We start from the raw sequence: 12935 nt of genomic DNA, 5'->3' as shown, positions 1-12935 counted from the left end.
TAGTAGAGAATGAAATGCCCCACACAAAGTGGGGCATGATTTATGGAAACTTTGAAGGGCTAAATTACTTTGTTTTTTCCTCTTCACCAAGAATATTACGCCCAAACCATTTTTTACTGATCTTTTCATACGTACCATCTTTAATAATTTCATCTAAAGCTTTATTTACTTTCTCGACCATTTCTTTATCATCTTTACGAATAGCAATTCCCATTTCATCAAGGTTTAGTGGTTTTCCAGCTTCTTTTATATTTGATTTACCTTCTTTGATCATGCGTAAACCAACCATTTGATCTGTAATTACTGCGTCGATACGTCCAGGCTCTAAGTCCATAAGTGCAGTAATATCGCTATCGTATTCTGTAATTTGATCTGTATATTTTGCAACGAGGTCTTTAAAGGTACTAGCTTTTACAACACCAATTTTCTTACCCTTTAAATCTTCTGGAGAAGAGATAGATGTATTCTTTTTAGCTACAAAAATTTGGGCACCAGAACGATAATAAGGATTTGAGAAATTAACAGCTTTTAAGCGTTCTTCTGTAATTGCCATACTGCCCAGTATTACATCATACTTTTTCGCTTTGAGACCTTGGATTAGCGTTTCCCATGGATTTGTAATAGGGGTTGGTTTCATATTCATTTTTTTCGCAAGTGCTTCACCTAGTTCTACATCAAAACCGACAAGTTTTCCGTCATTTTCTTTATAGTTAAAAGGCTTATATAAGCCACTCATCGCATAACGAAATTCTTTTTCACCATTTGAAGAAGTAGTAGCACTTTCCTTACTACAGGCTCCTAGTATAAAGGATGTGCATAATGTAATACTCGCAACAATGGTTAATAGTTTTCTTTTCATAAAACCCCTCCTATATATTGATCATACGGATGGTTTTAAGTATGTTATTGAAATATTTTATTTAGATGATTAGTTGTGCACCGTATGAATGTATTTCTTTTCGTTTGAAACAGAAGTTATATTATAAAACGTTACGTAAAAATTGTTTCGCTCGTTCATGTGATGGAGCTGAAAAGAATTGTGCTGGCGGAGCATCTTCTACAATTTTTCCATCATCCATAAAAATGACGCGATCAGCTACATCTCTTGCGAAATTCATTTCATGAGTAACAATAACCATGGTCATTCCTTCTTCAGCAAGTTCTTTCATAACTTGCAATACTTCTCCAACAAGTTCAGGGTCTAAAGCTGAGGTAGGTTCATCAAATAGCATAATTTTAGGATTCATAGCAAGAGCTCGTGCAATAGCAATACGCTGTTTTTGACCACCTGATAGGAGATGGGGCGTTACATCTGCTTTATCTTGTAGGCCGACTTTTTGCAGAAGCTGATTTCCGATTTCTTTTGCATTTGCTGCTTCTAATTTTTTTACATGAATAGGTGCTTCTATGATGTTTTCTAGTGAGGTCATATGAGGAAAGAGGTTAAAGTGCTGAAAAACCATACCGACATTTTCGCGGACTTTGTTTAAATTTGAATGCTTTGGATCAATTCGTTCACCTTGTAAGTGAATTTCACCTTCATCGTACATTTCTAAAAAGTTAAGACAGCGAAGTAATGTACTTTTACCGGAACCACTGGCACCAATTAAAACGACAACTTCTTTTTCATTTACTTCTAAATCAATTCCCTTTAAAACATCAAGTGAGCCGAATGATTTTACTAGATTTCGAACCTGAATCATACAAAACCCCCAGTCAAAAATATATTTTACAAATGTTGCCCCTTATTTCTGTTATTAGTCACAAATTGTCAGAATCCTTTATTTTTTTTGGAGGACAGTTATTATATAAGTAAATCTGAATGTGTAATTAAAATAGAAAGACCAACTAAATTAGGTGGTCTTTCATATACTTACAAGTTTTAAATTTTAAATTGAGTTGCAGACTTTTCTAATTCGTCAACAAGTTTTTGCATTTGAAGAGACATATTTGTAATGTCCTGTATTGATACTGACTGAGCTTGTGAAGATTGGGATGTATGATTAGTCTCCGAAACTATATTTTGTGAAATTGAAGAGATATTAATAAGGGCACTATTTATTTCTTCTGAGCTTGCTGACATTTCTTCTGCACTTGCTGTTATATCTTGTATTTGATCTGTAACTTCATTAATATGGTCCACAATATTATGGAATGCTAATTTTGCATTTTGCACAGTATGAATGCCTTCTTGAATTTCTTGTTGTCCTTTCCCCATAACGTTGACTACATCTTTTGTATCATTTTGTACAAGTAAATTAAGTTTTGTAATATCTGTAGCTGCTTGTTTTGATTGTTCAGCAAGTTTACGAACTTCTTCAGATACAACAGCAAATCCCTTTCCATGTTCACCAGCGCGGGCAGATTCAATTGCGGCATTTAAAGATAATAGATTTGTTTGTTCAGAAATGTAAGTAATAGTTTGTAATGCTTTATCGATATCTTGCGTACGAACAACCAATTGATCTACTACTTTATATATTTCATCCATGACAGTATGGATAGTTGTCATTTGAGAAATGGATTTTTCAATGATTTCAGTTCCTACATTCGCCTTATCAGAAGTAGAAATAGCTAAGTTTGAAATCGTTGTAGAAGATTCAGCTATGCTTTGCACTCCATTTGCTATTTCATCCATTGCTGTAGAACTATCTTTAATATTTGCAGACTGATCATTAATATGGTGAGACAACTGTTTCATTGCATTTGCGATGTTATCCATAGTGGAAGAGGAAACGGTTGCTGTTTCAACAATATGATTTGTAGAGCTTTTGACTTTTGCACTTGTTTGAATCACATTGTTAATAATTTGTCGTAAGTTTGATATCATTTGATCAAAACTATTAAACATATGACCAAATTCATGATGATATTGTTTTGGTACGGCAATGGTTAAATCCCCTTTTCCAGCTGTATTCATTATGCTCCGTAATGAATTGATTGGATTTATAATTGATTTAGCAGTAAATAAGGAGATAAGAATGCAAAGAACTAAACAGGCAATGAATAAAATAATAGTTATGCTTATCACTTGTTTATAAGAGTGTTCGCTGTCGTTATACAGACCTTCAGCTAACTTTTCATTATAATCACTAAGATTTTTTAAAGCGCCTACTGTAGCTGATAAATTAGGTTCAACTGTAGTTAGGTAGAATGAATATGCTTGATTCAGTTTATTCTCTTTAATGAAATCTAGCATTTGAGCACGATGTTTTTTATAGTTTTCTAGTTTTTCTTTATATTGGCTAAGGAGTTTTTTTTCTTCGCCTGTTATATATGTATTTTCGTATTGAGCCTGTAATTTTTCGGTTTCTTTATTTGTATCATTTAATTTATTTAAAATTGTAGTACGTCGATTTTCATCTTCAGTAATAATGAGTTCCTTTACATAACTAAATTCTTGGTACAGGCTACTCTCAATAGATCCAAGCCATTTAATAGGTTGTAGCCGATCGACATATACTGTTTGAAGTTGTTTGTGCATGTGTTGTAAATTCATATAATTTACAACGCTAATAATTAATATGGAAATAATGGGTACTGCTACTAATAATATTAATCTGTTTATAACGTTTAATCGATATAGAATTTTTAACATAGAATCACCTAACCTTAAATTATTTAGTTGAATATATAATGGGCATCCAAATAAAATTATACATTATTTACATATTATATACAGAAAAAGTAATGTGATTAATATGTAAATAAAAAAATAGAAATCTGTATATCTTTCTATAAAGAAAATATGGATAATAATATATAGGTAGTACTTATATTACTTATAAAAAGGGGGAAAGAAGAGATGGAAAAAGAAAGGAAGGCATTTTCCTTTGGCTTACGTACACAACTTATGCTATTCACTACAGTTTTAGCTTTAATTACATATTCAACAAGTATATTTTTTATTTATGTGATATATGATTATTTTCAAAGTTATGTAAGTCAAACTGCATATAATATTATCGTTATGCTATTAGGAGTAGTATGGTCTGGAATTTTAGCATATGGAGCAGCCGTATTTTTAATTAAACCGCTTCGAAAGTTAGAGGAGGCGGCGAGAAAAGCGGCTGAAGGAGACATTCGTGAAGATGTTCCGTTACCGAAGACTGATGATGAAATTAAATCTTTAAGTGTTGCATTTAATATGATGCTTGGGAACTTAAGGGGCATGGTAAAAAATATTGATACAACATTTTCGTATACAAACAATCAAGTACAGCAAATTAGAAAACAAACAGGCGAAGCAACGAAACAAGCACAAGGTGTTTCTGAAACTCTTGCAGAGATTTCTTCTGGCGCTGAGCAATCAGCGGCATCAATTCAAGCGATTGTTTCCGCTGTTGATACAACAACTTCTATTGCAAGTGAAGTAGAAGAGAAAGCGAAACAGTCTGATGAGTTGTCTTCAGAAATGGTTCAAGCTTTAGGGCATAGTACTGGTGTCTTTACGTCTTTAATTCAAGGTATTCAAACATTGGCGAAAGAAAATGAAGATTCAATGCAAAATGTACAGAAGTTAGAGGAAAGAATGAAACAAGTAGAACACATTGTATCTGTTGTGAGTGAGATTGCTAGCCAAACGAATTTATTAGCACTTAATGCTTCTATTGAGGCTGCTCGTGCTGGAGAGCATGGACGGGGCTTTGCCGTTGTAGCTGAAGAAGTACGTAAACTTGCAGATGAAAGTGACCATTCTGCAAGAAATATATCGCAGTTATTACGGAATATGCAAGAGGAAGTGCAACAAGTTGCAACGAAAATGACAGAACAAGTGAAAATAGCTAAGGAAGAGGCGAAACGTGGGGAAGCTACCGAATTAATTTTAAAAGAAATGTCATCAAGTGTTATGGAAGTAGCGGATGCAACGAAGCAAATTAGTAGCTATATGAATGAACAAGTGAGTCACATTCATCAAACAGGGGCACAGACGAAGGCCGTAGCAGCAATTGCTGAAGAAACGTCAGCTGGTTCACAAGAAGTAGCACGTGTAACGTTGCAACAATCTAAAAATATGATAGCGATCGATCAATTATTAAAGGATTTAGAGAAACAAGCAGCAGACTTGAAACAAACAATTGAACGATTTTCAATGTGAAAAGGAAGAACAGCATTTTTGTTCTTCCTTTTTTATATATGAACAAGGTTTGTAATAAGCGTGGACAAGGAGATGAGAAGAATGAGATTTGCCTTTGTGAGAAATAAATAAAGCATAAGAATAAAGAAACTACATAGAGTTCAATGAAAACAGTTGCAAACTATTCATATTTTGTTATGATAGTGTTACGAAAACGTTTGCATAAAATTCCGATGGGATGCAAAAGGAGAGAATGACTATGAATAAGACATGGTGGAAAGAAGCGGTTGCTTATCAAATTTATCCACGTAGCTTTATGGATTCAAATGGTGATGGTATTGGAGATTTACAAGGTATTATTGCGAAACTGGATTATTTAAAAGATTTGGGAATAGATGTAATTTGGATTTGTCCAATGTATAAGTCACCTAATGATGATAATGGTTATGACATTAGTGATTATCAAGATATTATGGATGAGTTTGGGACGATGGAAGACTTTGATGCTTTACTAGATGAAGTTCATAAACGTGATATGAAGCTTATTATTGATTTAGTTATTAATCATACAAGTGATGAACATCCATGGTTTATTGAGTCTCGTTCATCTAAAGACAATCCGAAGCGTGATTGGTATATTTGGCATGATGGTAAAGATGGTGCAGAACCAAACAACTGGGAAAGTATTTTTAATGGTTCGGCATGGGAGTATGATGAAGTAACAGGACAATATTATTTACACTTATTCTCGCGTAAACAACCAGATTTAAACTGGGAGAATAAAGAAGTTCGAGAAGTGCTATACGATACAGTTAATTGGTGGCTTGATAAAGGAATTGATGGTTTCCGAGTAGATGCAATCAGCCATATTAAAAAAGAAGACGGCTTTAAAGATATGCCAAATCCAAAAGGACTAAAGTATGTTCCATCTTTTGATAAACATATGAATGTGGATGGTATTCAACCTTTATTAGAAGAATTAAAAGAAAATACATTTTCTAAGTACGATATTATGACTGTTGGTGAAGCGAATGGCGTTAAGATTGAAGATGCTGAGCTTTGGGTTGGAGAAGAGCAAGGTAAGTTCAATATGGTATTCCAATTCGAACATTTAAGTTTATGGGATGCAGAAAAGAAGAAAGATCTTGATGTTGTAGGGCTGAAAAAGGTATTAACGAAATGGCAAAAAGGGTTAGAAAATAAAGGATGGAATGCTTTATATATTGAGAATCACGATAAGCCGCGTATCGTTTCAACTTGGGGAGATGATAAACAATATTGGCGTGAAAGTGCAACGGCTCTAGGAGCAATGTATTTCTTTATGCACGGTACACCGTTTATTTATCAGGGACAAGAAATTGGGATGACAAATGTCCAATTACCAAATGTTGAAGATTACGATGATGTTGCAACTAAAAATTTATATCGTGAGAAAATTGCAGAGGGCGTATCACATCAAGATATGATGGAAATTATATGGGCTTCTTGCCGCGATAATTCACGTACACCTATGCAGTGGAACGATGAGATGAATGCTGGCTTCACAACAGGTGCACCTTGGTTTAGTATGAATCAAAACTACAAAGAGATTAATGTTGAAAAGCAGAAAAATGAAGAAAACTCTATTTTCAATTTCTATAAGAAAATGATTGCCTTGAAAAAAGAGCACGATGTACTGAATTACGGTACGTACGATTTACTTTTAGAAGATGATCCGCAAATTTATGCATATACTCGTACATTAAACGATGAAAAAATCATTGTAATTAGTAATATCTCAAAAGAGGAAGCTGTATATAATGAGGATTCATTTGCACTAGAACGCAAACGTTTGCTTTTAAATAACTATGAAGTTGCGGAACATGAACAAGTAACTTCAATCACGTTAAAGCCTTATGAAACAAGGGTTTATCGTATTTCATAATAAAAAAAGATGCTCTTAGAGCATCTTTTTTTATGAAAAATAATAAATTTCTATTGCAAAGTGAAAACGCTTTTATTAAAATAGATTTATGAAAACGGTTGCGTAAAGATAAAAATGAAGTAACATGAGGAATCGTTTTCATAACAGAAACAGAAATTATAATTTAAATCATTATGTTGTTATAAATAAAGGGGAGGAAGAACAGATGAAAATTACGTCTTTTGATTTTTGGCAAAAGTTCGGGAAAGCGTTATTAGTTGTTGTAGCTGTAATGCCAGCAGCTGGTTTAATGATTTCTATCGGTAAGTTAATTGGAATGTCTGCTGGGGATATTAACGCAGTTCATACAATCGCTCGCGTAATGGAAGACATCGGTTGGGCAATTATTACTAATCTACACATCTTATTCGCAGTAGCAATTGGGGGATCTTGGGCGAAAGATCGCGCAGGTGGTGCATTTGCAGCGCTATTAGCATTCGTCTTAACGAATAGAATTACAGGAGCTATATTTGGCGTAAACGCTGAAATGTTAGCGGATTCAAAAGCGAAAGTTTCTTCAGTATTAGCAGGAGATTTAATTGTAAAAGATTACTTTACTTCTGTACTTGGTGCACCAGCATTGAACATGGGAGTTTTCGTAGGGATTATCACAGGTTTCTTAGGAGCTACTTTATATAACAAATATTATAACTATAACAAACTGCCACAAGCATTAGCATTCTTTAATGGAAAACGATTCGTACCATTCGTTGTAATTGTTTGGTCTACAGTAACTGCAATTGTATTATCACTTTTATGGCCATTCATCCAAAGTGGATTAAATGAATTTGGTCGCTGGATTGCAGCTTCAAAAGATAGTGCACCAATTGTTGCACCATTTGTATATGGAACGTTAGAGCGTTTACTATTACCATTCGGTTTACACCATATGTTAACAATTCCGATGAACTATACAGAGCTAGGTGGAACATATACGATGTTAACTGGCTCAAAAGTTGGACAAGTTGTAGCAGGACAAGATCCTTTATGGCTTGCATGGATTACAGATTTAAATAACTTATTAGCAAATGGAGATACAAAAGCATATAACGATTTATTAAATAACGTTGTACCAGCTCGTTTCAAAGCTGGACAAGTTATCGGTTCAACAGCAGCATTAATGGGTATTGCTTTCGCGATGTTCCGTAATGTTGATAAAGAAAAACGTTCAAAATATAAACCAATGTTCTTATCAGCAGCATTAGCAGTATTCTTAACAGGTGTAACAGAACCAATTGAATTCATGTTCATGTTTATTGCTCCAGTATTATATGTTGTATATGCAATTACAACAGGACTTGCATTCGCGTTAGCGGATTTAATTAACTTACGTGTTCATGCATTCGGATTCATTGAGTTAATTACTCGTACACCGATGATGGTTAATGCAGGACTAACTAGAGATTTAATCAATTTCGTTATCGTTTCATTAGTATTCTTCGGTCTGAACTTTACATTATTCAATTTCTTAATTAAAAAGTTCAACTTACCAACACCAGGACGTGCAGGTAACTATATTGATAATGAAGATGAGGCATCAGAAGGAACAGGAAATGTACAAGATGGTTCATTAGCAACAAAGGTTATTGATTTATTAGGTGGAAAAGAAAATATTGCTGACGTAGATGCTTGTATGACACGTTTACGTGTAACAGTAAAAGATTTAGATGTTGTTGCACCAGAAGCGCAGTGGAAACAAAATGGTGCTTTAGGACTTATCGTAAAAGATAAAGGTGTACAAGCGGTATATGGCCCGAAAGCTGACGTATTAAAGTCAGACATTCAAGATATGTTAGGTGCGTAATAATATGAAATTGCTAACTTTAAACTGTCACTCTTGGCAAGAAGAAAATCAAATAGAAAAGATAAAATATCTTGCTAAAGTCATTCAAGAAGAAGAGTACGATGTTATCGCATTGCAAGAAGTAAGTCAGTCGATAGGGGCTAAAAATGTATGCGGTAACAAGAAAGAAGATAATTTTGGGCTTTTACTATTAGAAGAGTTAAATGCGTTACATGTAAAAGATTACAATATTACTTGGGATTTCTCTCATATTGGTTATGATGTGTATGAAGAAGGATTAGCGATTATAACGAAGCATAATGTTGTAAAAGAAGATACGTTCTTTATTTCAGAAAATAAGGATACAACGTATTGGAAAACACGCAAAATTGTAAGTGCAACAATTGCTTATAATGGTAAGAACATCACGTTTTACTCTTGCCACCTCGGTTGGTGGAATGATGAAGAAGAATCATTTAAAGATCAAGTGAATCGTTTGATGGAGCATGTAGATAGCAATGGAATTTCCTTCTTAATGGGTGATTTTAATAATAATGCCCGTTTGCAAGGTGAGGGCTATGAATATATGATGCAAAAAGGTTTGCATGACACATATGAACTAGCAATAGAGAAGGATGAAGGAACAACTGTCCAAGGGGAAATTGCTGGTTGGGATGAAAATAAACATAATCTACGAATCGATCTAATATTGTGTAACCGAAGTGAAAAAGTTCGTTCTTCAAAAGTTATTTTTAATGGTACAAACCGAAATGTAATTTCAGATCATTTCGGTGTAGAAGTACAAGTAGATATATAATAGAAGAAATCCTCACAGTTGATAAAAAGCTGTGAGGATTTTTTTGAAGAATACAAGTATTTCCAAGAGAAAATACTTGTATTTTTTATGACATTTCCTATATATTTGTTATTATTGAATGTAAAACCGATTTGGTCATTTTGTATTCATACTTTGACTTACTTCGTTATATAATGTAGTAAGTCAAAGTTAATGGGAAAAAATAGTTCGTTTTCGGTTAATCCACGATGTAGAAAGTGATATAATTGCAAAATGTATGTATCATTTTCTAAAGAAGGAAAAATATATAATTAGGTGATAACTTCTATGAAACAAATTTGGCGTATTTATAAGACAGATTTACGGAATGTAGCAAAACATTGGGCTGCAATTGTTATTGTTGTAGGGTTAATGATTTTACCATCGTTATATGCATGGTTTAACATTAAAGCTTCTTGGGATCCATATGGAAATACAAAAGAAGTTCCCATTGCAGTTTCTAACGAAGATGCAGGCTCTAATTTAAGAGGAAAAGATATCAATATCGGGAACGAGATTGTAGATTCTCTGAAGAAAAACAAAAATCTTGGCTGGAAATTTGTAGATGAAAAACAAGCAATTTACGGAGTGGAACGCGGGGATTACTATGCAAGCATTACAATCCCAAAAGACTTCTCTGAAAAGATTGCAACTGTTCTGGATGAAAATCCACAGAAACCAGAACTTGATTACTATGTAAATGAAAAGGTAAATGCGATTGCACCGAAAATTACAGCAAAAGGTGCATCAGGTATTACAGAAGAAATTAGTAAAAACTTTGTTAAAACAGCGAACGGTGAGATTTTTAAAATCTTCAATGACCTTGGAATCGATTTAGAAACAAACTTACCAAGTATCGAGAAAGTAAAAGATCTTGTATTTAAGTTAGAAGCGCAGTTCCCAGAAATGAATACACTTATGGATAAGGCGTTAGATGATGCGACTCGAGCAGAGGATGTTGTGAAAGTAGCGCAGAAAGAGTTGCCGGTTGTAGAGAGTGTTATTAATGATGGTCAGGATACACTTAAGAGCTTAGATGCATTCTTTGCGAGAAACGATGAAACATTGAATCGTGCTCCAGGAACTATTAAGAATAATTTAATTGTAACGAAGCAGGGATTGGATGCTGCAGCGAAAATTACGGATTACTTAAAAAATCCTTCATTTGATTTTAATCTGACACTTCCAGATCCAGCTAAATTCCCAGTGTTACCTAACATAACTCTTCCACAAATACCGCAAATACCAGAAATTCCAGCGTTACCGCAAGTGAATGGTGATGGGTATAAGAATATTGCTAAAAATATTGATCAAACTGTAAATAATGTTTTCAGCTCAATACGTGTTGGAACAACTTACGCACAAGGTGTTATAAACGGGTTGCAAAATGATAATTTTGATCCGGAAAAAGCGAAACAAGATCTTAATAATGTTTCTGAGACGCTGCAAGGACGTGCGGATAGTGTTTCATATGTAATTGATGTCTTTACTAAATTTAAAGAGTCGGCATCAACTGATTTTGGAAAAGAATTCTTCCAAAAGAGAATAGAAAGATTAACAAGCCTTAAATCAGCTATCGAAAATGCAAATGGTGGCGTTAAAGATATTGCCAATATTATTGGTACAGGGCAAGAAGTGAAAAAAGATGTAAGAGATGCTACTAATAAAAAGTTGGATGCAATAAATAACTTGGTAAATCAAGCAGAAGCAGATTATAATGCAACATTCGTAACTGATTTTGAAAAAGCAGTAAGTACAGCCGAACAATTGAAAGATAAGGCTGAAGGTGTAAAAGAAGATGCGCAACAACTTAGAGGTAATTTAAACCAAGATATAAAAAAAGCGAATGAGTTAGTAAATCAAACAAATGAGGCATTAGATAATGGTAGAGAAAAGTACGATAAGGCTGTAAGTGATTACAGCAGATTAAAAACAGAACTTGGAAAAGCAAGAGAAGACTTAAGCAACGCAGGTGTTAATGGATTAGACTCTACAAAAGTAGCCTTAAATGATTTAAATGGACAGTTCAAAGCAGCGTGGAATTTATTTAATGACATGATTCCAGTTCTGGAAGGTACAAATAAAGTTTTAGCAGATGTAAATAGTGACAAGAACACGAAGAACATGATTTCTCAAGTGAATAAAGTAAAAGATGGTCTTCAAAAAGGAATCGATTTAACTGATAAGGGAATTGACGCTATTAATAAAGGTCAAAAACCGGCGGCAGATGTTATTGAGAGTATTAATAAAGTATCTAAAGATGTTTCGGGTCAAATAGGTGACATCTTAGCTAAATACGATTCAGAAATCGTTCCAAACTTTAATGAAGCAATTGCTCGTACAAAAGAGATGTCTAAAAACACATCTCAAATTTTAAAAGAAGCAGACAAAAAGCTTCCAGATGTTAAAAAAATACTAGAAGATTCATCAAAAGGCTTAGTAGACGGTAAAAAGAAATTAACAGACATTAAAGCTGAAATGCCAGCTACTGAGAAAAAGATTAAAGAATTGGCAGATAAAATTCGTGATTTTGAATCTGAAGAGGATTTAAAAGACATCATACGCTTATTGAAAAACGATGTTGAGAAGCAAAGTGATTACTTTGCGAATCCAGTAAATTTAAAAGAGAATAAATTATTTGCAATGCCGAACTACGGTTCAGCAATGTCACCATTCTATACAGTGCTTGCATTATGGGTAGGCGCATTATTAATGGTTTCATTATTAACAGTAGAAGTACATGAAGAAGGCGCGAATTATAAGAGCCATGAAGTTTACTTCGGACGTTTATTAACATTCTTAACGATAGGTCTTTCACAAGCGTTTATCGTATCAATGGGAGATATATTCTTACTCGGTACGTACGTAGTCGATAAATTCTGGTTTGTATTATTTAGTTTATTTATTGGTGGAGTCTTCGTTTGTATCGTATACTCACTCGTTTCTATTTTCGGAAACGTTGGGAAATCGATGGCGATCATTTTACTTGTACTGCAAGTAGCAGGATCGGGCGGAACATTCCCAATTCAAATGACACCGGCGTTCTTCCAAGCGATTTATCCGTTCTTACCATTCACATACGCAATTAGCGCAATTCGTGAAACAGTTGGCGGAATGCTTTGGGATATCGTGACGCGAGATTTACTTGTGTTAAGTGCTTTCGTAGTAGTTATGATTGTAGCTGCGCTATTACTGAAAACACCAATTAACAAATCAAGCGAAAAATTCGTTGAGAATGCAAAAGGAAGTAAAATCATTCACTAACATAAAAGGTTCC

The 12935-nt window shown here is 34.1% G+C and carries 7 protein-coding genes and 2 pseudogenes; 6 read left to right on the top strand and 3 right to left on the bottom strand.

Annotated elements, in window-relative coordinates:
* Window positions 1–64: 64 nt before the first annotated feature.
* The 3 genes from ACTFNE_RS19900 to ACTFNE_RS19890 form a co-directional block, all read right to left on the bottom strand.
* Window positions 65–859, bottom strand: coding sequence for an ABC transporter substrate-binding protein (locus ACTFNE_RS19900; protein ID WP_000823738.1), 795 nt, complete (start codon window positions 857–859; stop codon window positions 65–67).
* A gap of 121 nt (window positions 860–980) precedes the next feature.
* Complete coding sequence (locus tag ACTFNE_RS19895; protein ID WP_000616936.1) at window positions 981–1703, bottom strand: amino acid ABC transporter ATP-binding protein; 723 nt, start codon at window positions 1701–1703, stop codon at window positions 981–983.
* Between the two features lie 179 nt (window positions 1704–1882).
* Window positions 1883–3598 (bottom strand): methyl-accepting chemotaxis protein, encoded by a 1716-nt coding sequence (locus ACTFNE_RS19890; RefSeq protein ID WP_071727016.1) that lies wholly within the window; start codon window positions 3596–3598, stop codon window positions 1883–1885.
* A 207-nt stretch (window positions 3599–3805) separates the two neighbouring features.
* Between ACTFNE_RS19890 and ACTFNE_RS19885 the strand changes: the two are divergent.
* From ACTFNE_RS19885 to ACTFNE_RS19860, 6 genes and pseudogenes are all read left to right on the top strand, one after another.
* Window positions 3806–4156 (top strand): annotated as a pseudogene (locus ACTFNE_RS19885) (HAMP domain-containing protein); the annotation flags it as partial.
* A gap of 369 nt (window positions 4157–4525) precedes the next feature.
* Window positions 4526–5098, top strand: a pseudogene (locus tag ACTFNE_RS19880) (methyl-accepting chemotaxis protein); the annotation flags it as partial.
* Between the two features lie 238 nt (window positions 5099–5336).
* Window positions 5337–7001 (top strand): glycoside hydrolase family 13 protein, encoded by a 1665-nt coding sequence (locus tag ACTFNE_RS19875; RefSeq protein ID WP_270705156.1) that lies wholly within the window; start codon window positions 5337–5339, stop codon window positions 6999–7001.
* A gap of 205 nt (window positions 7002–7206) precedes the next feature.
* The gene (locus tag ACTFNE_RS19870) at window positions 7207–8844 is read left to right on the top strand and encodes a PTS transporter subunit IIBC (RefSeq protein ID WP_029437299.1); all 1638 of its coding nucleotides are present in this window, start codon (window positions 7207–7209) and stop codon (window positions 8842–8844) included.
* 4 nt (window positions 8845–8848) lie between these two features.
* Window positions 8849–9640, top strand: a complete 792-nt coding sequence (locus ACTFNE_RS19865; protein ID WP_270705157.1) for an endonuclease/exonuclease/phosphatase family protein — start codon at window positions 8849–8851, stop codon at window positions 9638–9640.
* 306 nt (window positions 9641–9946) lie between these two features.
* Window positions 9947–12922 (top strand): YhgE/Pip domain-containing protein, encoded by a 2976-nt coding sequence (locus ACTFNE_RS19860; protein WP_270705158.1) that lies wholly within the window; start codon window positions 9947–9949, stop codon window positions 12920–12922.
* Window positions 12923–12935: the final 13 nt, after the last annotated feature.

This window comes from Bacillus cereus group sp. MYBKT111-2, assembly GCF_051915205.1.
GTDB classification, from domain to species: Bacteria; Bacillota; Bacilli; order Bacillales; family Bacillaceae_G; genus Bacillus_A; species Bacillus_A paranthracis.
This window is presented reverse-complemented; position numbering and strand designations above follow the sequence as displayed.